Genomic DNA, 22,872 nt, shown 5'->3' with positions numbered 1-22,872 from the left:
GGCACAGCGGGCGAAACCGGGCTGATCGACCACGGATACAACACGCCGGTAACACTGTCCCTATCTAACGAGCATGTTGCGAATGGGCGAGAGTTTAAGTCTGGAAAGAGCGGCGGTATGCCGTCCTGGCGGGGCGAAAACTCCCCGGCTATCAAGTTTCCCTGGGGTTATGTATGGGAGGAGCAACAGTCACCGTCGGTCCTCGACGAGCCGAACTGGGTGACGGGTAGGCCGGGGACGGGCGGGTCGCACCTACGGAACAGCAAGGGCGATTTCACACCGGGAGCTAGCAGGGGTGGCGGCGTGCATATATCCTGCTGGCTTTCAATTTAAGGAGGAAAAATGATTGACCTAACAACCTATTCAGAAGATGAACTACTGGAGCTACAGCAGGCTCTAGCTGACGAACGTAAGCGTCGCGCGGCACTACCCGCGGTGGAGGAAGCCGCGCGTGAGGCGAAGGAAGAGATCGTCGCGGAGGTGGCGGAGAGGCTGGCGGAGAAGGACGTGAAGCTGAAGCCGCCCGCGAAGGCGGATACTAAGGTGCGCCCGTGGAAGGCGTGGCACCCACTGGACACGGCAACTCATTTCTACTACGGCGACCTGGCCACCAATGATGGCAGGACGTGGCGGGACGTTTTGGACGAGACGCGCACGCAGCTAAACGTATGGGAGCCGGGTGGCGCGGGGATTGACGAGCGTTACTGGGTGGAGGTTACGGAAGGCAAGACCGAGCCGGAGACAGACGCGGAGCCGGGCGAGCCTACGGAGGATAACCCCGCCGACGAAACGGAACCAGCCACCCCGGAGGTCGCCCCATACAAACAGCCCACCGGCGCACATGACGCCTACAAGAAGGGCGACAAGGTGACTTTCAACGGGGCGACGTGGGAGTCCACGATAGATAGCAACGTGTGGTCGCCAAGTGACTACCCGCAGGGCTGGAAAAAGGTCTAACAACATCTAACAACCCCCGCTTTTCGGCGGGGTTTAGTCATATCAGGAGAAAGTATGGCTAAGAAAAGCCAGCGCAACATGGTAAAATACAAAACAAAGCGACCCCCGTAAGTGCGCCAACACAAACGAGGGTCTAACCACAACCTAAGTGAGTAGGAGGTGGCTAGGGTGAAGTCTACCCAAGCCGAACAATGGCGACCAATCCCCGGATACGAAGGACACTACGAAGCCTCAAACATGGGGCAGGTGCGGAGTGTAACAAGAATTCTGCCGCACCCGGTTAATGGCTGGAAGACCTATCGGGGGAAGCTACTTAAGCAGGACGTTCATAAATCAGGGCATATTGCGGTATGTCTTTCACTCGATGGAAAATCTCGCTCATACCTAATTCACCGGCTCGTCCTTATGGCGTTCGTTGGGTCGTGCCCCGATGGCATGGAGGCGTGCCACTGGAATGATAATCCGGGGGACAACCGGCTAGAAAACTTACGTTGGGCATCACGCCGGGACAATAATCTCGACCGGGTAAGAAACGGCATTCACCCGATGGCAAACAAGACCCACTGCAAACGCGGGCACGAGTTCACGCCGGAAAACACGAGGGTAGAGGTCAGGTCAACAGGAAAGGCGCGCAGGTGCAGGCAATGTGAAAGAGAACGCAATAGGCGACGTAAAGCGGCACTAAGAAAGAAGACCACAATTCAATAGAGTCGACCGCACCCTTCGGGGTGCTTTATTTATGCCCAAAAGGAGGGCAACATGGTAACAATGCCAGTCCCTAAAGGGTTCTACGTCACAAGCCCGATGGGGCCGAGGTGGGGCCAATATCACTGGGGAGTAGATTACGGTAACGGCGGAAGCGCAGGCGGTAAGCCCATTTATGCGATCAAAGACGGCACGGTCATTCAGGCCGGCCCGGCGAGCGGGTTTGGGCAGTGGATTCGCGTAGATCACCCCGCGAGCGTGGGGGGTAACGAGTCCGTTTATGGGCATGTTATCCCGGAGGTTCAGGCCGGGCAGCGTGTACGTGAGGGGCAGCGGATTGGGCGTATTAACCCCGATTCAAGAACTAACGGCGGTGTGGTGCCTCATGCCCATATCGAGGTTTTTAGGTATTCGTGGGTTCCCGCTAACCGCCGTGTTCTGGGTAAGACGATTCTTGACCCGCAGCAGGTTTTAAAGGGTGCACGGTGGCCGGGGGAGGCCGCCCCACCCGCGCCCGCATCTAAACCTAAACCACAATCTAAGGGAGGTAGCCCGGTGGGCACTTTGTACGGCGTGGACGTGAGTGTTCACCAGGACGGCATGAGTCTGAAACGCGCGGCTAGCGAGGGGATCGACTTTGCGATTATCCGCACCACCGACGGCACCTATAAGGACAAGTGTTACCAGTCGCACCTAGCCGACGCGGAGGGCGCGGGGTTGGTTACGGCGGCCTACCACTACCTACGTAACCCGAGTGAGGGGACGAGCGTAGCCCAGCAGGTGCAAGCATCATTGCAGGTCATGGGGTCGAAGAAGCGGCCTATGTGGATTGACGTGGAAACCAACGCCGGTCTGCATGTGGATCACATTAGGGCGTGTAAGCGCGAGTTCGAGCGACACGGTGTGCGCGTGATCGGCGCGTATTCGTATGTGCCTTATTGGGAGGGGCGGATTCGCCCGGGGGAGCCGGACAGTCACGAGTTCGGCAAGTTTTGGGTGGCTGCATACGGGCGCAATGCAAGTGGTAAGCCCCGTGATATTTACCCCGGCAACAACCACCGACAGTGGGGTTATCCGCTGGGCAACCAGAAGCCGAGCCTGTGGCAGTTCGGCAGTAACGCGCAGGTCGCAGGCTATTCCGTAGACATTAACGCCTTTAGGGGCACCAAGGAAGAATTGCGTGCCCTGTTCTACGGCACTAAAACCACACCACAACACAAGGAGGACTCCATGACCGATTTCGACCAGATCAACCGACGCTACAAGTCCCGCGTGCCGGGATCGCGCGTGACCATGACGCCGCGCGACGCGCTATACAACACCGACGCGCACGCCTACCTGATCCTGCAGAAGCTTGAACAGATGCAGGAGCAGCTAGACCGACTCACGGAAGGAAGGTAAAACCATGCAGCAGCAGAAACTAACCCCCATGGCGTGGGTACGCCTCGTCATCTACGTCATTTCCGCACTAGTAGGCCTCGCAGCGGTCGTGGCAACCACACTGGGTTACACGGACATCGCAGCCTTGCTAGGCACTCTCGCGGGCGCGGGTGCGGCGATCACGGGCGGCACGGCGGTCTACAATCTGCCCAAGGCTCCGGATCAGGACAGGTTCGGCGGTCTCGACCTTGCGGCAGCGCTACAGGCGCTCCCCACTATCGCGGCAGCAGCGCAGACCTACCAGCAGCAGGCAGCCTACGAGCCACGCCACGCAGCGCCAGAGGTAGAGCCGGAGATCGAGGGCGCATACCCGGGACTGGACTCATGACCCGCAACTGGTGGGCAACCGACGCAGCTGGCCTACTGATCTGTGGCATCGCCACCATCGCCCGTGGCGTGTCCTACATGCCCGGCGTTGTAGACCAGGATAGACGCGCAGCGCACTACCTAGAGGATATTTTCCAGCCGTCCGTGTGGAGCGTCGTATGGATCGGTATTGGGCTGGTCTGCCTTATCGCGACACTGTCCCCTAAGCTCATGCCAACGTGCGTGGGGCTGGTTGTAGGCATTCACGCAGCATGGGGCACCAGCTTCATGGCTGGACAGTTTTTCGACGAGCAACTGCCCCGCGCTTGGGTGAGCGCACTATCCTACTACCTGATCTGCGCCCTTATTTTGTGGGCGTTCGGACGAGGGAGAGCTACTGAGGTACGCATAACCGGGAGGGAGTGATGGACGTGAGTGCGATCCTCACAGTCGCGGGAACAGTCGCAGTCGCACTAGTAGGCGGCCTATCCACCCTCATCGGACAGCGAATCTCCGCACGCTCCCAAGAAAAGGCAGCGGAGGTCACCACCCGCGCGGAGGAGTGGTCGAAGCTCCTCGCGGAGACGAAAGCGTACGCGGATGAGCGGTTGGAGGGGCAGCAGCAGCAGATTGAGGAGCTGCAAGCGGACATGCGCACCGTCAAGCAACAATTGGCCGACCTGAAAGCCCGGTATCGTGCAGCACTCGAGACGATCCGCCGGTGGCTGCGCGACCACCCCAACCACCGGCTGCAAATCCCCGAAGAGATCCGGGACGATCTGAAAAACCTTTGATAGACTAACTATGCTGCAAGAGGGCGCGCCCCGCCGACGAAAGCGCCCTCCACCCCCTGCAGCGATCCCCCATAGACCCTCACCACTGGTTGAGCATCAGCTCCCCGTGGTGGGGGTCTTTTTTGCGTTTCAAATCCCGCAAAAATCCCGCACCGCAGCCGATAGCCCCGCCACAATCGTCACCAATGACACTAACGTCATGCCCGCGACCAGCGAAAATAGCGAACCACCAGAACACCAACTACCATCAAAAAAATGATCCTTATCAACGTTAAGTACAAGGTCCGCCCCGAGTTCGCCGACAACTTCCTGCAGGAGGTCTCCTGGTTTACCGAGGCCACCCGCGCCGAGGAAGGCAACATCTTCTTCGACTGGTTCCGCGACCCGGAGAACGCAAACGAGTACCTGCTGATCGAGGCTTTCCAGGACGATGCCGACGTCGCCCACGTAGAGTCCGAGCACTTCAAGCGCGCCTGCGACGAGATGCCGAAGTACCTGTTGGAGACCCCGGAGATCATCAACACGAAGATCCCAGGCAAGACCGAGTGGGACCGCATGGCCGAGTTCCGCGTCGAGAATAACTAGCCCGTAGTCTCGCCCCCCTTAACCCCACCCCCTTAGCACCACTATGACTGTCAGCGTTTTCGACCTCTTCCAGATCGGCGTCGGCCCGTCTTCTTCGCACACCGTCGGGCCGATGCGCGCGGGACTGTCCTTCGCGCGCCGGGTCAAGGCTTTTTTGGGGGATGACGCCACGTCTCCCCGCGCCGCCGACTCAGCAACCGAGGAGGGGCTGCGCCCGCTGGGCTCCGACAAGCTGGCCGACGTGGTGAGCCTGCCCGATGAGGGTGAACACCCGCTGAGCATCAGCGTTGTCCTGTATGGCTCGCTAGCCGCTACGGGTGCCGGACACGGCACGCTGGGAGCCTGCCTGCTGGGCCTGGACGGCGCCGATCCGGCGCAGGTCGATCCGGATTACATGCAGACCCGGCTGGATGAGATCCGCCAGACTCGCACCATTTATCTGGCGGGCGATAAGAACCTGCCCGTCACCTGCGGTTTCGAAGACATTGTGCTGCGGCCGACCGTGCGCCGCTCGATTCACACGAATGCTATGACTTTCGTGGTCAGTGGCCTGTCCGAGCCGCTAAAGCAGACTTTTTATTCCATCGGCGGTGGCTTCATCCGTACCGAGGAGGAAGTCCCCACCCTGGACGAGCTCAGCGGGCAGTGGCTGTTCGAGTCCGGTGACAAGCTGATCTCCCTGGCGGAGCACGCGGGCATCAGCCTGGGGGAGGTGCAGCGGCGCTGCGAGCAGTCGCTGCGCACCGACGAGCAGATCGATGCGAACCTGGATGCCATCGCCCAGGCCATGCAGGATTGCGCCAAGCGCGGAGTAACCTTCGCCGGAGTGCTGCCCGGAGCCTTGATGGTTCGCCGTCGCGCGAAGCGCTGGTACGACCAGCTGATGGAGGAGGACCCGCACCGCACTGCCGAGTTCTCCGAGGACTGGGTAAACCTGATCGCCTTGGCGGTAAACGAGGAGAACGCAGCTGGTGGGCGGGTGGTCACCGCGCCGACGAATGGCGCCGCGGGAATCATCCCCGCCGTGATGTTCTACGCCCGCGAGTTCACGCCCGCCGGCAAGCAGGACCCCTTCCAGGTGAACCGGCGCTTCCTGCTGGCCGCAGGCGCGGTTGGTTCGTTGTACAAGGAGCGCGCCAGCATCTCCGGCGCGGAGGTCGGCTGCCAGGGCGAGGTCGGCTCTGCGGCCTCCATGGCCGCCGCCGGGCTGGCGGAGGTGCTGGGAGGGTCTCCGCGGCAGGTGGCGAACGCGGCGGAGATTGCGATGGAGCATTCGCTGGGGCTCACCTGTGACCCCATTGGGGGATTGGTGCAGATCCCGTGCATCGAAAGAAACGCCATCAGTGCGGGCAAGGCCATCAACGCCGCCAAGATGGCGATGCGCGGCGACGGGGACCATCACGTCACCCTTGACGAGGTCATCGAGACCATGCGGCAGACCGGCAGGGACATGTCCGAGAAGTACAAGGAAACGGCCGGCGGCGGGTTAGCGACGAACGTCTCCGTCAACGTGCCGGAGTGCTAAAGGCAGGGGACTTAAGTCCCAAAGCCCCTTAAGCCCCAGAGCTTGCCTCAGAGTCTGGGGTCTTGTCGAAAGTCTTGCCGCGGTAAAGCGCGAGGCGAACCGTCATCACTAACAGGGCCAAGATTGTCCACCACAGGTAGGAGTTACCCAGGAGCGCCTGCCAGGCGTTCCACTCGAACTCGCGCTGCTCCTGGAAGGGAACGAAAGCGGTGGGTTCGAAGGCGAAGGCGGCAAAGCCCAAGGCAACCAGGGCAACCCACAGCCAGCGCGGGGTGGCCAGCGGGGAAGTGGGGTCCGCGATCGCGTAGCAGGCCAGGGCCACCAGCAGCACCGGAGCCCACGACCAGTGGTGGTTCCAGGAGATCGGGCTGGCCAGCAGTGCAAACAACGAGTTGACGCACAGCGCGACGACCGGCGCCTGTGCCTCCAGCAGCTTGATCATGACGAAGGTGATGACTGCCAGCGAAACGCACACCAGGACTACCCACAACAAGCTGGAGGAATCATCCGTACGCAGGCCGAAGCGGTACAGCAGACCGTTGATGCTCTGGTTCAGGGCGTATTCGTGGTTGCCGATACGCCCGGTTTCGCGCAGCGTGTGCGTCCAATACTCTAGAGAATCCCGCGGCAGGATCAGCCACGCCAAAGCTGTAGTGCCGAGCGTGCCTACGCCCATGCGCAGGATGGAACCCCAGTCCTTGCGCAGAAGGAACCACAGGCCGAAAACTGCGGGCGTCAATTTGATAGCAACCGCAGCACCCGTGAGCAGGCCGCGGTAGCGACGAGGCACGACGAGCGCATCGACGAAGACCATACCCATCAGCAAAACGTTGATCTGCCCATAGGCCAGGGTGGTGTGGATGGGGCTTAAGTGGATCAGCACAGCGGTGAGGATTACCGCGACCCAGCCTGCGGAGGGGCGATCCAGGCGCGCTGCCGCGTACACGGTGTGGGCGAGCACCCACCAGGTGACAGTCACCGTGGCGCAGACCAGCAAAACGGCGGCCAGGTTATAGGGCATCACCGTCAGGGGAGTGAACAAGAGGGCCGAAATCGGCGGGTACGTAAACGGCAGATACGTATCGCCGATGATGTGGAAGTGGCCGCTGTAGAGCTCCTGGCCGTCCAGAACGCGCTGGGCTCCCACCCGGTAGACGTCCAGGTCCAGGTTGTAGTGGAAGCCGCGAGTGTTGAAGATCTTCGGTAGGACAGAAAGCACCAGCAGCACACTCAACGCGATCTTAACCGGGAGGTTGATCTTGAGATGTCTGAAGTTTTCCAATCGCGCCGAAGCGACTTCCTTTGTCTGCATAAGGGCTAATTATTGCACTATCTGTGAGGTCGCTCGCGCCCAGGCTCGGGAACGCCTAAAAGCTAAGAAAATATTAGGTGTTCGGACCGCGAAGAACTAAACTTGGAACAATGAGCAATAGACTTCCCAAGCTGGACAAACAGGCCTATGAAAAGGAGCTCAAAAGGCTCCAAGCGGAACTCGTCGAAATGCAGCAGTGGGTGGTGGAAACCGGAGCCCGCATCGTCATCGTGATGGAGGGGCGCGATGCGGCGGGCAAGGGGTCCGCGATTAAGCGCATCACCCAGTACCTCAGCCCGCGCGTCTGCCGCATTGAGGCTCTGCCAGCCCCCAACTCGCGCGAGAAGGGCCAGTGGTACTTCCAGCGCTACATCGAGAAGCTGCCCACCGCCGGAGAGATCGTCATCTTCGACCGCTCTTGGTACAACCGCGCCGGCGTGGAGCGCGTGATGGGCTTCTGCACCACCCAGGAATACCGCCGCTTCCTGCACCAGGCTCCGATCTTCGAGCGCCTGCTGGTTGAGGACGGCATCATCCTGCGCAAGTACTGGTTCTCCGTGTCCGACGAAGAGCAGATCCGCCGCTTCCAGTCCCGCCAGTCCGACCCGCTGCGCCAGTGGAAGCTGTCCCCGATGGACCTGCAGTCCATCACGCGCTGGGAGGACTACTCGCGCGCGAAGGATGAGATGTTCGTGCACACCGACATCCCGTCTGCCCCGTGGTACACCGTGGAGTCCGAGGACAAGAAGCGCTCCCGCATCAACGTGATCAACCACCTGCTGAACACGATCCCGTGGGAGTACGTGGAGAAGAACGTGCCGAAGATTCCGGAGCGCCCGGCATCCGAGTCCACCTACGAGCGCCCGCCGCGCACCCAGTTCCGCTACGTGCCCGACGTGGCGAAGCTGCTGGAGAAGGACCTGTTGAAGAAGCAGGCCGAGGAAGCCAAGCAGGCCAAGGAAGCTGAGTCCGAGGAGAACTCCAAGAAGGATTCGAAGTCCAAGGACAAGGAGGCTGCGGCGTCCAAAAAGAACAAGGGCGACAAAAAGAAGAAGGGCAAGAAGTCCAAGAAGGGCAAGAAATCTAAGTAGACCTTAGATTTAAATTAGGCTGCACTTCCTTGTCGTTCCTGTAATTATGGTGACATGGCAGACAAGAGAAGGAAGCACCCGACGTACGACCCGGATGCGGAAGTAACGACCGTCGTTGCAGGTCACGTCGGGGTTATCGAGCTGAATCGCCCTAAGGCTCTGAACTCCTTAAACGTGGAGATGATCCGCCTAATCCGCGAGGCGGTCGACAAATGGGCCGACGATGATTGGATTCAGTTCATCGTGATCAAGTCGTCCTCCGACCGGGCCTTCTGCGCAGGCGGGGACGTGCGCTACGTGCGGATGCGAGACATGAAGCGCATGTACCGCTTCGGGGACTCCTTCTTTGAGGAGGAATACGACCTCAATGAGCGGCTGTCGCGGGTAAACAAGCCCGTGATCGCGCTGCTGGAAGGCATCGTGATGGGCGGCGGCATGGGTATTTCCATGCATGGCTCGCACCGCGTGATCACCCCGCGCACCCTGGGGGCAATGCCGGAGGCTGCGATCGGGTTTGTGCCCGACGTGGGTATGTCTTACCGGCTGACGCACCTGGATTGCTCGCCCGCAGTGGGGCTCTTTATCGCCGCCACGGGTTGGCGCCTAAGCCCTGCGGACATGTTGTACACCGGCCTGGCCACGAACCTGGTGGCCGATGTGCATGCTTTCGAATCCGACCTGCATTCGGGCGATCTTCCAGAGGCACTGCGGTCTAACGCTCTCGACCCGCAGAAGCTGGAGGAGCCCACGTCTACGCTGCAGCAGCACGCGGAGTGGATCGAGCGGACCTTCGCCGAAGGTACTTGGGCAGACATCGAAGCTCGGATCGTGCGGGATGCGGGTTCTGTTTCGGACGCCGAATTGGCGCAGTTTATAACCAAGGTGACCGATTCCCTGAAGGGTGCCAACCCGGAGAGTCTTGTGGCCACGGTGGAGCTTTTCCGCCGCGCGGAGGGTGCAACGCTGCGCGAGGCGTTGGATATGGAATTCAAGGTCGGTGGCGAGCTGCGCCGGGGGCCGAACTTCATCGAGGGAGTGCGCGCAGTGCTGGAGCACAAGGATCACAACGCGCAGTTCGAGCCGGCTTCCACGGATGACGTGGACGTGGAGAAATGGCGGGCGCTGCTGGGCTAGGTACTAGCTGCTGGCGGCGCCTGCGGCGCCGGTGTTTTTCGTGCGCTGCACCCGCAACCACACGAAGAATCCCCACAGCACGAACGCGCCGTAGACCACGTATAGCGCCGCGGAGGGGTAGTAGCCCGCGGCGAGCAGCAGGGGTACTCCGACAATATCCACGCCGATCCAGATCAGCCAGAACTCCGTCCAGCCGCGGGCCATGCCGAACGTGGCCAGGATGGAGCCGGTGAAGATCCAGGCGTCTGCCCACGGTCCCCACGAACCTAGCGCGTCGAAGATCAGTGCGAAGACTACGGTGCCGATCACCGCAAAGGCGAGCATCCCGAGGCGTTCCTTGGTGCTGGCCCAGCTGGGCTGCACTGCCGCGCTGTCGGCGGCGGGCTCGCTGACGATGGAGCGGGAGGGGTCGGTGTTATCAGGCTCGCGCATGCCGGCAGTGCGGGCGCGGCTCCATTGATACCAGCCGTACAGCGAGACGATGAGGAACATCACCTGGCGGCCTGCCTGGCCGTAAAGGTCCAGATCCTGTGGGGTGTGGAACAGTCCACCCAGGAACACCGTGAACAGCAGCACATTGCCGACGATTCCCACGGGCCAGGCCCACACCACGCGCTTCATCCCGCCGACGGCGGAGGCTAGGCCGAAGAGATTGCCGATGATTTCGCGCCAGAGGATCGGGTAGCCACCGATGATCAGCGTTGCGTTGAGAAGCGTTGTAAAGATTCCCTCTGATTCCACAGTGCCCATCTTCCCTTATCGGGTCTGGGCAAAGGAAACCGGGTTTGATTCTTGGTGAGGCGACTACTTTTCGTCCTCAATGCGGTCGACACGGGCTAGCATGTCGAAGGCCTGGTTGTAGAGCTCCTCGGGGCTGAGGCCACCGGATAGCCGCTCGTCCGCAGCTGCCTCTACGGCGCGCATGGCGATGCTGAAGGAAACATCCAGCAACAGGAATGCCTTGAAAGGGGAGAGGTCGGGGGCGACATCGCACAGCGCCTTGGTTCCAGGTTCTGTGAGGGTAGGTAGGTCCACATCCAGGTGCTCACTGCTGCCCTTATCCTGCGGATTCTCCAGCATGATGAGCAGGGGTTTGAACTTGCGGATATCCGGTGTAACGGGATCCACTAGCTCGGAAACCTCGGCAGAGTCGGCCGAGCCCGTCTGGCTGACCGAGGCGCCTTGATCACCGTGTGGCGGGAAGCAGTAGATCCACATTGCATCGCGCATGATGTCCACGATTCGGCCGGTGGGATGGTCCACCGCAATCTCGCGGATGCGTTGGGCGAAGTGATCGAAGACTTCATGCAGGTAGTAGGCGAAGACATCGTCGCGACGCTCGAAGTAGTTGTGGAATGTGCGTGTGGATACGCCCGCTCGCTTAGTAATGGCCTGGACCGTCGCTTCCTCCGGGCCGTAGCTCATGAACAGCTCAATAGCTGCATCGATGAGATTCTGCTTTGTTTCGGCCTTCTTCTGTTCGCGCCGGGAAGCGGAGGGCTCGGGGATCGTCGAACTCGATGACATGTGAGTGAGAAACCTTTCAATATGCCCAGATGATCCGATTTGATGGACATCGTACGATGCGGGCTAGCGTAGCAAATCTGATATTAACAAAACGGAGGTCGGGTATTTAACTGTTTCTCATCTCAGCTAGCCGAGCTGCGAAAGCCCTCCCGCTAGTAGTTGGAAAGCGCCTCGAATCTCTTCTTCCGTCGCACATTCCCCACTCTCGTTGAGTTCCACGAAAACTGTGGGTACAACCATGATCGAATTGATGAGCAACAGCGCGTGGGCGGTGTTGAGCGTCCGACCTTCGCGCTCGCTGTACTGCTGAAAAGCCTGTACGAGCGGAGAGAAGAACTCCACGGCGTTGCGGGGAAGGCCATCGTTCTCTGTGAAAAGCTCTGTACGAGCTTGGGCGGGGATAGAGAGTAAGTGGTCCGCAAGGCGGGAGAGGGTTTGAATGCTGTTCGGGCTGCCCGTCGTTCGGTTAAAGAAGTCCACCGCGATATTCTCGCCAATCGATATCAATTGTTGCCCAGGTTGTGCAGTATCCACCATGCCAACCATTTCCTCAACGAATTGATTAATCGTGAATAGTAAAGCAGCGTCTCGATGAGGGAAATAGTTGTGAAAAGTGCGCGGGGAAATATCAGCTCTTTCTGCGATCTTCGCGATGGTAGCATTCTCCGCTCCCTCGTTGACTAGCAAGTCAACGGCGGCACAGGCGATGCGCTCACGGGTTTCGGCCTTTTTGCGATCCCGTAGGCTCGGCGTTGCTGCCTCTACGCTCTTTCCGCCTTCGAAGTTCACTTTCACAACCTTTCTCGAGTGACGACTTACTTTACGGCTGCCTGTGCGTCTCGCGGACCTGCTTCACTTGATTCGGTAAGTGTATCCGAAGTGCGGCTACCGTCAGCGTTCAATCCCACCAGGCTCTCGCCCTCGACGTCGACAGCGGGAACGATCTTCGCTAGCCACTTGGGGAACTTCCACGCGTGCTCACCGAGAAGGAACATCGTTGCTGGAATAAAGGTCATGCGGACGATGAAGGCGTCAAAAAATACGGCGGCAGCCAGGGCAAAGCCCATCACCTTAATAAACGGCTCGTCGGCCATCATGAAGGCGGCGAAGACCGAAATCATGATGAGCGCGGCTGCAGTGACCACGCGCGCGCCGTGCTTGAAACCGTTGGCGGTGGCGTTGCCGGCGGTCTTGCCGTGCGCCCAGCCCTCGCGCATGCGGGTAACCAGGAAGACCTGGTAGTCCATGGCCAGGCCAAAGACGATGCCGATCAGCATGATGGGCAGGAAGGAGATGATGGGCTGCGGGTCGTCGATGATGCCGCCGAAGCCCTCCTGCCACAGTGCGACGGTGACGCCGAACGTGGCGGCCACCGACAGGCCGAAGCCCAGTGCCGCGATCAGTGGCACCCAGATGGAACGGAAGACGACCATCAGCAGGATGAAAGCCAACACGAGGACGATGGCGATGTAGGGGATGAGGACGTCCGACAGGCGCTGTGAAATGTCCTCGTACATCGGGGTGACGCCGGTGATGGCGTAGGATGCGCCGGTCTTTTCGGTATAGCCGGCTTCCTCGGCGCGCATCTGCTCAAGGACATCGGCGGCACGGGCGTCCGTCGCGCCGTAGGACGGGGTGATCATCACCTGAGCCGCAGTACCCAGGTCGGCTGGGTTGCGCGGATCGCCGTTGGTCTGCACTACCTGGGCGTTCTCCACGCCTTCGGTGCCCTGGAGGGTCGCGACGGCCTCCTGGGTGGCGGCAGCCTTCTCCTTGTCGTTGAGGTCGGGGTATTCAACGAGGGCGACCATCGGGGCATTGCGGCCAGCTCCGAAGCCCTCCTCCGTCATTTCGTAGGCGACGCGGTTGGGGGTGCCCTTGGCCATAGAACCATCGGAGGGCATGGCCAGACGCAGGTTCATTGCGGGGATGGCCAGCAGAATCAACAACACTGCAGAGCCTACCAACCACAGGGCGGGCTTCTTGCGGATGATGCGCACCCACTTCAGCCCCATGGTCGGCTTCTCGTTCTCTGGGTCCGGAGCCTTGACGAAAGGCGCGCGTCCTGCGAAGACCTTCGTGCCAATGAGGCCCATGATGGCGGGCAGAAGCGTGATCGCGACGATCACGGCAATGGCAACGGTACCGGCGGCGGCCAAGGCCATCGCGGTGAGGAACGGAATGTTGATGATGGACAGTGCTGCCAGTGCAATCAGGACCGTAAGGCCAGCGAAGACAACTGCGGAACCGGCCTTGCCGACTGCGAGGCCGGCCAGGTGGGCGCGTTCCTTGACGGGAATCGTCTTGAGTTTCTGGTGTAGTTCCTTCGGTTCCAGATCCTGGCCATCCACATGGGCGACCAGCTCGTTGCGGAAGCGGGAGAGGATAAACAGCGCATAGTCGATGCCCACGGCCAGGCCGATCATGGAGGCCAGGGTGGGGGTCATGGAGTTGATGCTGTCCGTGACGGAGGTGGCTGCCATGACGATGCCGATGCCGGTGCCCACACCAATCACTGCGGAGAGCAGCGGCAGGCCTGCAGCCACGAGGCTGCCAAAGGTGACGATCAGAACGATGGCAGCGACCGCCAGGCCGATGGCTTCGGAGGCCATGCTCATCTCCGGCTGCTGGAATGCGTTACCGCTCCATCCAACCTTGAGGTTGCCTTCGTTGTTCTTTACTGCATCCTCGAACTTCTGCACATCCTCTGCGGGCACGTCTGCTGCAGTTTCCGCATCGAAGGAAACCTCGATGGTGCCAGTGCGCTTGTCGGGGCTCAGCGGGCTTAGAGCAGCGATGTCGGAGGTGATCTGCTCCTTCGGCATTCCCTGCTTCTGCTTCATGGGAGCCATTTGCTGGTGCATGCCTTCGCTGGCCAGCACGGGGGAGACGAGCTTTTCCTTGTCCTTCAGGAAATCGAGCTCTTGCAGCGCCTGAAGGATGTCTTCGGTCGATTGTGCAGCCTCGCCCTCGGCAAGGGTTTGGCCTTCAGGGGCCTGTAGCACGAGCTTGCCCGTGGCTGCCTCTAACTGGTCAGAATCTTCGCCATTGGGGGAACTCCTCTTTGATCCTCTCCTGAGTCTCAATGGATTCCAGACCAGGGATGGTGAAGGACTGCGAGGTTGGTTTGGTTAACAGTGCGGAGGCGGTGCCCACGCCGATCAGCACGATCAGCCAGACGGCGAGGAAGCGCCACTTGTGGAGGTAGGCGGAGCGGCCTACTCGATACAGGAATTTAGCCATGCACAAGATATTTGCACAAGTAGTGCAATGTTGCAAGAGTTGTGCAAATATTTCGATAGGGTCGCGACGAATAGCTACTCCGCCTAGTCGGCGACCAACGTCTCCATCGTCAGCTCCGGGTGTTCCTTCTCCACGAAGGCTAGCTTCCACTTGTCGCCGAATAGGGCAATCAGCTCCCCGTCTGTGCGGGTGAAGATCTCCACGCCTCGCTGCTTGGCCAGCACCGGCGCGGACTCGGCGTCAGTACGACGAGCGACAGAATAAGGGACGGGGTCGGCCACGGTCTCCACGTTGTACTCAACGTCCATTCGAGCCTGCATAACCTCAAACTGCATCGGGCCGACGGCGGCCATGACCGGGTTCGCGTCACCACGCGCGTCGTTGCGCAGAATCTGTACAACGCCTTCGGAATCCAGCTGCTCGAGGGCCTTGCGGAACTGCTTGTACTTGCCCAGCGACTTGGCCCGCAGTGTGCGGAAGTGCTCCGGTGCGAATTGCGGCATGGGCGGGAACTGCACCTTCTTGCCGGCGTAAATCGTGTCTCCCGGGGCGAGTGAACCCGCGTTGACCAGCCCCACGATATCGCCGGGGTAGGCGGCCTCCACGGTGGCACGGGTGCGGCCGAAGACGGTCAGCGCGTACTTCGTGGAGAAAGACCGGCCGGACTGAGCATGTGTGACCTGCATGCCGCGCTCGAACACACCTGAGACCACGCGCATGAAGGCCAGGGAGTCACGGTGGTTGCGGTCCATGCCTGCCTGCACCTTGAACACCACGCCCGAAAAATCGTCGGTGGGGTCGCGGTGCTCCTCCACCGCGACGGAGTTTCCGCCCGCGGCGGCCTCGATCACCTTCGGGTCAGAATCGCGACCCGCTGGGGCGGGCGCCAAAGCGCAGAGGGTATCCAGAATCTGGTGCACGCCGAAATTCAGCATCGCGGAGGCGAAAATCAGCGGGGAAGTGGTGCACTCCAGGAACAGCTCCTGGTCGTGCAGCGCGCCGTCGGCGGCCAACAGCTCCACCTCTTCGGCGGCGGTTTCCCATACGTCTTCCTCCCGCTCTGCGGCCTGCTCCGGGGTGTAGTGCTCCTCCGGAGCGATGGTCGAACCACCGGCGGTGCGGAGGAAGTGGATGTACTCCTCGGCCTCTCCGTCGTCGTTGATACGCGCCAATCCGCGGAAGTCGCCGGCCTCGCCGACTGGCCAGAACAGGGGAGTGGGCTGCAGCTGGATCTCGTTGACGATCTCATCTACCAGCTCCAGCGGGCTGCGGCCCGGACGGTCCCACTTGTTCACGACGGTCACGATCGGCAGGCCGCGGGCCTTGCACACACGGAACAGCTTCAGCGTCTGCGGCTCCAGGCCCTTCGCGCCATCAATGAGCATCACCGCGGCATCCACGGCGGAAAGAACTCGGTAGGTATCCTCCGAAAAGTCCGCGTGACCCGGGGTATCGACCAGGTTGATCATGAAGGGTTCGCCGTCGTGGCCCTCCGGAGCGTACTCAAACTGCAGTGCGGAGGAGGCGATGGAAATGCCACGGTCTTTTTCCATGTCCATCCAGTCAGAGACGGTGGACTTACGTCCGGCCTTGCCGTGTACGGCGCCGGCCTCCTTGATCATGTGGGCGTGCAGCGCGAGCGCCTCGGTGAGGGTGGATTTACCGGCATCCGGGTGGGCGATGACGGCGAATGTGCGGCGGCGCGAGGCTTCGGATGCGGTTGAACTCATAATGCCCACAAGTCTAGCGGGTGGGCATTAGGCGCAGGTAGTCGTGGTCTTCTTCTCGTGGTTCGCGGCCTGGGCCAGCGCCTCATCGAAGGATTTCGCGTATTCCTGCGCGCCCTCGGGCATCGGGTGCACACCATCCTCGAACAACAGATCCTGGTGGGACTGCGCATGGCCGCACCAGTCCGCGATGTAAACGTTGTCGTGGGTTTTTGCTGCGTCCAGCACTTCCTGGCGGGACTGCGCCATCCACTCACGATCGCCGTAAGGCATGGCCATGAAGATCTGGCGGTCGGGGCCGATGAGGTTGATCATCTCCTCCAACTGGTTCGGGAAGGCCGGGCCGTTGGTGCCGAAGCCGAGGAATATGTTCTTGCGCAACTTGCCGGAATCGTTCAGCTGCCGCAGCACGTCCATACCGGCGGTGTAGTGGCGGGAAACGTCCGCATCGATGTAGATGCCCGGGTAGTTGGTGTTCAGCGCTTCGCTGGCTGCCAGCATCACGGAGTCACCCACGGCGGTGATGTCCTTGCCCTGCACGGCCGCGGCCTTCTCTTCCTTCGGCGGCGGTGGAGTAGCGGGGGCGGGGGCATTGCCCTTGTTGGCCTCCTGGTTCATGCGCTGCAGTTGGTCCAGTTCCTGCTCCAGCTCGGTCTTGTCGTTGGAGTTCACCACGCCGTAGACCACACCGCCCACGCAAGCTACGACGAGCAGTGGCACAACAGGCCACGCGACCTTCTTGAACCCCTCGTTGATCTCGTGGAAGCTCGGGCGGGAAGCCCAGTAGTCCTTCCACGTCTGTTTGTAGCCGCGGCGGCGGAAGGGGTTTTCCACGTGCTGGTAGGAAATCTCGGAGATCAGCAGAGCGATCGGCACCGCTGCCAGCCCGAGAATCCACTTGTGGTCCATGTGACCGTCGGCGTCAAAAAGAGCACGCAGAATCATGATGACCGGCCAGTGCCACAGGTACAACGAGAACGAGCGTTGGCCGAGCCAGCGCATGACATTGGTGCGGAAGATCCACGTCAGCGGGCCGGTTTCGCGGATCACGCCCCAGATCATCAGTACGCCCAGCACGCTGGTCAGCAGCAGACCGCCCTGGTAGGTCACCGCCAGGTCGTCGCCCATAAACAGCAGCTGGATGACGTAGCCGACAAGCGCCAGGGCACCGATGGCTCCGGCAACGCGAGCCTCAAACTTTCCTGCCGACGGCCAGGAATCCACTCGTGGATCGTTGCGCGTGGAGGTTACAGCCAGCGAGAGGAAAGCGCCGATGAGCAGGCCGAAAGCGTGCGTATCCGTACCGTAGTAGACGCGCGTCGGATCCTCGCCGGGGGTGAAAAGCAGCGCCATGGCCGCAGCGGAAAGCACGGCCAGCAGCGCCGTCACCAGCATCGGGACGCGGCGCGGACTGCGGCGGAGCCGGCGCTGGGTGAACACGAAAATTCCGAGTGTCACCAGCGGCCAGATGATGTAGAACTGCTCTTCGACCGCCAGCGACCAGTAGTGGGCGAAAACCTGGACCTCGTTTTCCGCAAAGTACGACTGGGAGGTGGCGATCTGCGTCCAGTTGTTGACGAAGAACAGCGTGCCCAGGAATTGCTCGCGGATGCCCACGGCGATGTCCCCACCTATGGCGGTGACGATTGCGGTGACGATAAACAGCGTGACCAGCGCGGCGGGGAGGATACGGCGGAAACGCCTGATCCAGAAGTCTTTCAGGCTGATCGTGTTGTTTACCCGGTACTCGCGCACCAGCAGCGAGGTGATCAGGAAGCCCGATAGGACGAAAAACAGGTCCACGCCCAGGTAGCCACCGGGCAGAATATCGCCGAAGAAGTGGTAGATCACCACGGCGAGCACGGCGAGGCCACGCAGGCCATCTAGTCCCTTCACCTGGCGCAGGCGCGCACGGCGATCCTTCTTAACCGTCTTGTTCTCGGGCGGGATCGCCAGCGCTTCCGGAACGTTGTTCTGCTGTGGTGCAGGGTGCTGCTGTGGCGCAGGTTGTGCCGTTGCCACCTGCTTTGGTTCGGGCAGATTCTTTGGTTGTGACGCCGACTTTTCCGCCGCTGGCGGTACCGGCTTCGGCTCCGTCTTCGCGGCTGGCGGCACCGGCTTCGGCTCCGCCTTCGCGGCTGGCTTGGGCGCCTGCTTTGCAGCTGGCGCGGGTACCGGCTTTTGCTCCGCTTTCGGCTTCGCGGGTGGCGTGGCCTTTGCTGCAGGCGCCTGCTTGGGAGCGGGCTTGGCGACCTGCTTGGGCGCCGTCTTCGCGGCCTCCTTGGGTGCAGGCTTCGCTGCGGGTGACTTCGCCGCTTGCTTGGGCTCCTGTTTGGGCTCCTGTTTGGGAGCAGGCTTCGCGGCGGCCGCCTCCTTGGCAGCCGGGGTCTTTCGCGTCGTGCCAGGGGCAGCCCCCGGGGCAGGCGGCGCACCTACGCTACCGAGTTTGATGGCCGGAGCAGCCGCAGCTGGCCGGGCAGTAGCAGCCTGCTTGGGGCTAGTGCTTGTCTGCTTCTTGTTTTTGTCTGTTTTAGGGGCCTTCGCAGTCGTAGTGGATTTCTTGGGATCCTGCGAGGCTGCGGTTGCCTTCGGCGGCTCCTGCCTCTGAGAAGCGGAAGCCTTTGGTGGCTTCGGAGCGGAGGGAGCCTTGGGGGCACCGACTGCGGAGAGCTTGATCGGCGGCTGCGCGGGCTTCGCCGGAGCTACCTCCTTTGGTTCCGCCTTCGCAGGAGCCGCCTTCTTCGCCTCGGAAGGTTTGGAAGCCGCAGACGGTTTGGAGGCCGCTGACGGTTCGGAATTCGCAGACGGCTTAGAAGGCACAGAAGGCCCGGAAGCCGCACCAGATTTCTGGCGTTTCTGCTGGTCGGGAGACGACTTCGCTGAACCTGTTCGTGCGTTACGAACAGCGCGCAGTAGTCCAAAAACCTGCTTCACTTTGCATCTCCCAAAGGCAATATCGAGTGCATTGATTCATCAATACTAACGCTAGGAGGCTCGAAAACCCGCGAGTATTCTCGTTACTGCGCGCTACCTGCACCGCAGCATTTATTAGTGCTTGCGTGTGTGGATATCGTTTCGCGCAATGTCTGTGCCATTGTTCACGATGAGCGTCACTGAGTCCACCGAATCTTGAAGCGTGTTCTCCATCCACCCGCTCTCCAGGTCGATGTCTGCATCCTCGAACGGGCTCAAAACGAAATCAATCACAGACGTGCCCTTAGGCGGGCGGCCGATGCCCATGCGGACGCGCACGTAGTGCTGGGTGCCCAGCTCGGCAGTCATTGAACGCAGCCCATTGTGGCCACCCTCGCCACCTTTATCCTTGATACGCACCTGGCCAGTGGCGATATCCAGCTCATCGTGGCAAACAATGACCCGCTCCGCCGGCAGGCTCAAAGCAGAAGCCAGCGGCTCCACCGCCTCACCGGAGTTGTTCATGTACGTCGTGGAGCGGAGCAGCACCACGGGAGTTTCCTCCACCGTGATCAACGCTGCGTGAGCCTTCTGACCCTCCACCGGTAGCCACTGAGCCCCATAGCGCTCAATCAGACGATCAATCGGCCAATAGCCGATATTGTGCCGGGTTTCCGCGTACTTGGCACCGGGATTGCCCAGGCCGATCACAATCCATTCAGGGGCGAACTCTCGCAGCTGCTCGACGGTGAGCTTGGCACGCTTCGCAGGCTTAGCTGGCCTAGCACCAGCACTTTTATCTACATGCGCCTGCGGTGCGGGGTTCTTTCGGAAAACGGAAAATAGAGATTGGAGGAAAGACACAGTCACTAGTTTCCCACACCGAGGGTGCGTTCAACCTCGTCGGCTGCGTCAGCGCACATGATCGCCACATCCGCCGCCTCCGACTTGGGGAAGGGCTTCAACACATAGGCCGCCGGATCCATGCGCCCGGGCGGCCGTCCAATGCCGCACGAAAGGCGCCAGTAGTCCTTCGTGCCCAGGGACTTCGTAATGGACTTCAACCCGTTATGCCCCTTGTCGCCACCGGACTGCCGCAGCTTCACCGCCCCCGGATCGCCCTCGAGGTCGTCGTAGGCGACGATGATGTTACCCGCCGGGATCTTGAAAAACGCCGCCAGCTGCTGCACCGGCCCGCCCGACACATTCATGTAGGTCCGCGGCTGCGCCAGCACCACCTTGCGCCCCGCGATAGTCACCTCGGCGATGTCCGTGTTCGTCTTCTTGTGGGCATTCAGGCTGGCTGCCGGTACCTGTCGATCCAGCAGTTCGCCGATCACCATTCGTCCAACGTTGTGCCTGGTATTGGCGTATTTATCGCCGGGGTTGCCCAGGCCGACGATCAGCCACGTGTCGCTGTTGGTGTGTTGTTTCTTGTTTGGTGACGCCACCGTCTCCCAGCCCTCTCTCTAGCTCACTGACGGTTATTGTACTGTCCACCCCGGACAGCCCCCGCGGCCGTGGGGTGGGCGTCAATGAAAAAGAGCAACAAAAAGGGCCACCCGGTGTGAAAAGTGCACGCGGAGTGGCCCAGTGTGTGAAGGGGGAGTGAATTACTCCTCGGACTCGCCCTCTGCAGCCTCGTCCCCGGCTGCCTCGGCAGCCTCGCCCTCGGCGCCTTCGCCCTCTTCGTCCGGCTCCGGCAGTTCCTCTTCCTCCGGCTCCACAACGTTGATGATCAGGGTGTCTTCCTCGGATACCAGGGTTGCGTTGCCCGGCATCTGCAGGTCGCCGGCCAGAACCTGGTCGCCGATTTCCTTGCCCTCGATGTCGACGGTGATCTCTTCCGGAATGTTCAGAACGTCGGCCAGGATGGTGATGACGTCTGCCTCCTGGGTGACCAGGGCGCCCGGAGCAGGCTGACCGGTGAAGATAACCGGAACGTCAACCTCAACCTTCTCGCCGCGCTTAACGTTCAGCAGGTCAGCGTGGTCCACGTCCAGGGTCAGCACGTTCTGGTCCACAGCCTTGATCATGACCAGGTGGTCCTGGCCCTCGATCTCCAGCTCCAGAACGGCGTTCACGCCCTCGTTACGCAGGATTGCCTGGAACTCCAGGATGTCCACGTGAACGTGCATCGGGTCCAGCTTGTTGCCGTAGACAACAGCTGGAACGCGGAAGTCACGACGCAGGCGGCGGGAAGCGCCCTTGCCGAACTCGGTGCGCAGCTCGCCCTTCAGGCGGGTAATGTCAGCCATGATTTTCTCCTTCAAATTTTGTGTTTCAGATTGCTCTGAATCGCTCTTGCGTTTCTACCGCGGACATAAAAAATGCCGCGATATCTCGCGGCGTGTATGCATCCCACAGTTTCATTGGTCACGCACCCGCACACGAGCGGACTCGCTTTGAAAGGTTACGTCACACAAAAAGAAGGGGGAGTGTGCTTTTCGCGCCGATAACGGCCAAATTCTATGTAGGAATTCAGCCCTCGCCGAGATTCGAAAGTATGTTAGCACACCCCCAACCGGGGATTAAAACTACTCAAACAGCGTGGTCACGGAGCCATTCTCGAAGATCTCGTGAATGGTCTTGGCCACCAGTGGGGCGATCGGCAGAACCGTCAGGTTATCCCAGCCCTCGGTGGACTGCGGCAGGGTATCGGTGGTGATGATCTCGCGGGCGCCACAGCTGCTCAGACGCTCGCGCGCCGGACCGCTGAATACGCCGTGGGTGGTGGCGATGATCACGTCGCCCGCACCAGCCTCGCGCAGCACGCCGACGGCGCCGGCGATGGTTCCACCGGTATCGATCATGTCGTCCAGCAGCACACAGGTGCGCCCCTTCACGTCACCGACCACGCGGTTGGCGGTGACCTTGTTGGCCACGTCCACGTCGCGGGTCTTGTGGATGAACGCCAGCGGGGCATCGCCCAGCACGTTGGCCCACTTCTCGGCCACCTTCACGCGACCAGCGTCGGGGGAGACCACGCAGATGTTGTCCAGGTTGTAGTTGGCCTTCACGTAGTCGGTCAGGATCGGCATGGCGTGCATGTGATCCACCGGGCCGTCGAAGAAGCCCTGGATCTGGTCGGTGTGCAGATCCACGGAGACGATGCGGTCCGCACCGGCGGTCTTCAGCAGGTCGGCAACCAGGCGGGCGGAGATCGGCTCGCGGCCGCGGTGCTTCTTGTCCTGGCGGGCGTAGGGGTAGAAGGGCAGGATCGCGGTGATGCGCTTGGCGGAGCCACGCTTTAGTGCATCGATCATGATCAGCTGCTCCATCAGCCAGTTATTCAGCGGCTGCGGGTGGGACTGCAGCACGAAGGCATCGGAACCGCGGACGGACTCTTCGAAGCGGACGAAGATCTCGCCGTTAGCGAAGTCGCGGGCGGTGGTCGGAGTGACCTCGATGCCCAATTCGCGGGCAACAGCCTCCCCCAATTCCGGATGAGCCCGGCCGCTAAACAGCATCAGGTTCTTTTGATTGTCGATCCAGTGGGTGGTGGACACTTGTGCTTTAACCTTCCGGTCGAAGAGCTGGACTATTCACTTTTACTAGGCGCTCCCTATTTTAGGGCGCGCCCAGACATATCAACAAAAACCAGCGTAGCTTG

At 60.9% G+C, this 22,872-nt stretch carries 19 protein-coding genes and 3 pseudogenes; 11 read left to right on the top strand and 11 right to left on the bottom strand.

The window, feature by feature from the left end; all coding sequences use genetic code 11:
• Positions 1-342: 342 nt before the first annotated feature.
• The 9 genes and pseudogenes from MHX52_RS06970 to MHX52_RS06935 all read left to right on the top strand — a co-directional run bounded on the left by MHX52_RS06970 (position 343) and on the right by MHX52_RS06935 (position 6,312).
• Positions 343-957, top strand: a complete 615-nt coding sequence (locus MHX52_RS06970) for a hypothetical protein (RefSeq protein ID WP_239317313.1) — start codon at positions 343-345, stop codon at positions 955-957.
• Positions 958-1,116: 159 nt separating this feature from the next.
• Positions 1,117-1,665 carry an NUMOD4 motif-containing HNH endonuclease gene (locus MHX52_RS10425; RefSeq protein WP_370642228.1) on the top strand — a complete coding sequence of 183 codons (549 nt, stop codon included), beginning with the start codon at positions 1,117-1,119 and terminating at the stop codon, positions 1,663-1,665.
• Positions 1,666-1,716: 51 nt separating this feature from the next.
• Positions 1,717-2,058 (top strand): annotated as a pseudogene (locus tag MHX52_RS06965) (M23 family metallopeptidase); the annotation flags it as partial.
• Positions 2,059-2,217: 159 nt separating this feature from the next.
• Entirely contained in the window at positions 2,218-3,063 is an 846-nt protein-coding gene (locus tag MHX52_RS06960; protein ID WP_239317319.1) for a glycoside hydrolase family 25 protein, read from the top strand.
• A gap of 4 nt (positions 3,064-3,067) precedes the next feature.
• Complete coding sequence (locus MHX52_RS06955) at positions 3,068-3,430, top strand: hypothetical protein (RefSeq protein WP_239317311.1); 363 nt, start codon at positions 3,068-3,070, stop codon at positions 3,428-3,430.
• Positions 3,427-3,834, top strand: coding sequence for a hypothetical protein (locus tag MHX52_RS06950; RefSeq protein WP_239317309.1), 408 nt, complete (start codon positions 3,427-3,429; stop codon positions 3,832-3,834). Before MHX52_RS06955 ends, MHX52_RS06950 begins: the two co-directional genes overlap by 4 nt.
• Before the next feature lie 5 nt (positions 3,835-3,839).
• A complete protein-coding gene (locus MHX52_RS06945) occupies positions 3,840-4,202 on the top strand; it encodes a hypothetical protein (RefSeq protein ID WP_155271089.1) in 363 nt (120 codons plus the stop codon).
• Positions 4,203-4,457: 255 nt separating this feature from the next.
• Entirely contained in the window at positions 4,458-4,787 is a 330-nt protein-coding gene (locus tag MHX52_RS06940; protein WP_035004463.1) for a putative quinol monooxygenase, read from the top strand.
• 43 nt (positions 4,788-4,830) lie between these two features.
• Positions 4,831-6,312 (top strand): L-serine ammonia-lyase, encoded by a 1,482-nt coding sequence (locus tag MHX52_RS06935; protein WP_239317307.1) that lies wholly within the window; start codon positions 4,831-4,833, stop codon positions 6,310-6,312.
• 28 nt (positions 6,313-6,340) lie between these two features.
• On the opposite strand, the gene MHX52_RS06930 is transcribed toward MHX52_RS06935, so the two are convergent.
• Positions 6,341-7,624, bottom strand: a complete 1,284-nt coding sequence (locus MHX52_RS06930) for a glycosyltransferase 87 family protein (protein WP_239317304.1) — start codon at positions 7,622-7,624, stop codon at positions 6,341-6,343.
• Positions 7,625-7,734: 110 nt separating this feature from the next.
• Here MHX52_RS06930 and ppk2 point away from each other — a divergent pair.
• Positions 7,735-8,610: pseudogene (gene ppk2 / locus MHX52_RS06925) on the top strand (polyphosphate kinase 2); the annotation flags it as partial.
• Positions 8,611-8,769: 159 nt separating this feature from the next.
• Positions 8,770-9,849 (top strand): enoyl-CoA hydratase/isomerase family protein, encoded by a 1,080-nt coding sequence (locus MHX52_RS06920; RefSeq protein WP_239317302.1) that lies wholly within the window; start codon positions 8,770-8,772, stop codon positions 9,847-9,849.
• Between the two features lie 3 nt (positions 9,850-9,852).
• On the opposite strand, the gene MHX52_RS06915 is transcribed toward MHX52_RS06920, so the two are convergent.
• The 10 genes and pseudogenes from MHX52_RS06915 to MHX52_RS06865 form a co-directional block, all read right to left on the bottom strand.
• Entirely contained in the window at positions 9,853-10,599 is a 747-nt protein-coding gene (locus MHX52_RS06915; protein ID WP_239317300.1) for a nicotinamide riboside transporter PnuC, read from the bottom strand.
• Between the two features lie 54 nt (positions 10,600-10,653).
• Positions 10,654-11,376 (bottom strand): TetR/AcrR family transcriptional regulator, encoded by a 723-nt coding sequence (locus tag MHX52_RS06910; RefSeq protein WP_239317298.1) that lies wholly within the window; start codon positions 11,374-11,376, stop codon positions 10,654-10,656.
• Between the two features lie 126 nt (positions 11,377-11,502).
• On the bottom strand, positions 11,503-12,165 hold the full coding sequence (locus MHX52_RS06905; RefSeq protein ID WP_239317296.1) for a TetR/AcrR family transcriptional regulator: 663 nt from the start codon (positions 12,163-12,165) through the stop codon (positions 11,503-11,505).
• 26 nt (positions 12,166-12,191) lie between these two features.
• Positions 12,192-14,619 (bottom strand): annotated as a pseudogene (locus MHX52_RS06900) (MMPL family transporter).
• Positions 14,620-14,702: 83 nt separating this feature from the next.
• The gene (locus MHX52_RS06895) at positions 14,703-16,349 is read right to left on the bottom strand and encodes a peptide chain release factor 3 (RefSeq protein ID WP_049049164.1); all 1,647 of its coding nucleotides are present in this window, start codon (positions 16,347-16,349) and stop codon (positions 14,703-14,705) included.
• 27 nt (positions 16,350-16,376) lie between these two features.
• On the bottom strand, positions 16,377-19,166 hold the full coding sequence (locus MHX52_RS06890) for an acyltransferase family protein (RefSeq protein WP_370642227.1): 2,790 nt from the start codon (positions 19,164-19,166) through the stop codon (positions 16,377-16,379).
• Positions 19,167-19,394: 228 nt separating this feature from the next.
• The gene (gene pth / locus MHX52_RS06880) at positions 19,395-20,129 is read right to left on the bottom strand and encodes an aminoacyl-tRNA hydrolase (protein WP_239317294.1); all 735 of its coding nucleotides are present in this window, start codon (positions 20,127-20,129) and stop codon (positions 19,395-19,397) included.
• Positions 20,129-20,710, bottom strand: coding sequence for an aminoacyl-tRNA hydrolase (pth, locus tag MHX52_RS06875; RefSeq protein ID WP_049049159.1), 582 nt, complete (start codon positions 20,708-20,710; stop codon positions 20,129-20,131). The genes pth (MHX52_RS06880) and pth (MHX52_RS06875) overlap by 1 nt, the downstream gene beginning before the upstream one ends.
• Positions 20,711-20,872: 162 nt before the next feature.
• Positions 20,873-21,517 (bottom strand): 50S ribosomal protein L25/general stress protein Ctc, encoded by a 645-nt coding sequence (locus MHX52_RS06870; RefSeq protein WP_049049158.1) that lies wholly within the window; start codon positions 21,515-21,517, stop codon positions 20,873-20,875.
• Between the two features lie 279 nt (positions 21,518-21,796).
• On the bottom strand, positions 21,797-22,768 hold the full coding sequence (locus MHX52_RS06865; RefSeq protein ID WP_005293382.1) for a ribose-phosphate diphosphokinase: 972 nt from the start codon (positions 22,766-22,768) through the stop codon (positions 21,797-21,799).
• Positions 22,769-22,872 lie beyond the last annotated feature (104 nt).

This window comes from Corynebacterium sp. ACRQJ, assembly GCF_022346045.1.
GTDB lineage: Bacteria > Actinomycetota > Actinomycetes > Mycobacteriales > Mycobacteriaceae > Corynebacterium > Corynebacterium evansiae.
Note: the sequence above shows the minus strand (reverse complement) of the source record. Positions and strands in the feature narration are given on the sequence as shown.

Coding starts and splice junctions, on each gene's coding strand:
- MHX52_RS06970 (WP_239317313.1), top strand. CDS start 343: ATGATTGACCTAACAACCTATTCAGAAGATGAACTACTGGAGCTACAG.
- MHX52_RS06955 (WP_239317311.1), top strand. CDS start 3,068: ATGCAGCAGCAGAAACTAACCCCCATGGCGTGGGTACGCCTCGTCATC.
- MHX52_RS06950 (WP_239317309.1), top strand. CDS start 3,427: ATGACCCGCAACTGGTGGGCAACCGACGCAGCTGGCCTACTGATCTGT.
- MHX52_RS06940 (WP_035004463.1), top strand. CDS start 4,458: ATGATCCTTATCAACGTTAAGTACAAGGTCCGCCCCGAGTTCGCCGAC.
- MHX52_RS06935 (WP_239317307.1), top strand. CDS start 4,831: ATGACTGTCAGCGTTTTCGACCTCTTCCAGATCGGCGTCGGCCCGTCT.
- MHX52_RS06930 (WP_239317304.1), bottom strand. CDS start 7,624: ATGCAGACAAAGGAAGTCGCTTCGGCGCGATTGGAAAACTTCAGACAT.
- MHX52_RS06920 (WP_239317302.1), top strand. CDS start 8,770: ATGGCAGACAAGAGAAGGAAGCACCCGACGTACGACCCGGATGCGGAA.
- MHX52_RS06915 (WP_239317300.1), bottom strand. CDS start 10,599: ATGGGCACTGTGGAATCAGAGGGAATCTTTACAACGCTTCTCAACGCA.
- MHX52_RS06910 (WP_239317298.1), bottom strand. CDS start 11,376: ATGTCATCGAGTTCGACGATCCCCGAGCCCTCCGCTTCCCGGCGCGAA.
- MHX52_RS06895 (WP_049049164.1), bottom strand. CDS start 16,349: ATGAGTTCAACCGCATCCGAAGCCTCGCGCCGCCGCACATTCGCCGTC.
- MHX52_RS06870 (WP_049049158.1), bottom strand. CDS start 21,517: ATGGCTGACATTACCCGCCTGAAGGGCGAGCTGCGCACCGAGTTCGGC.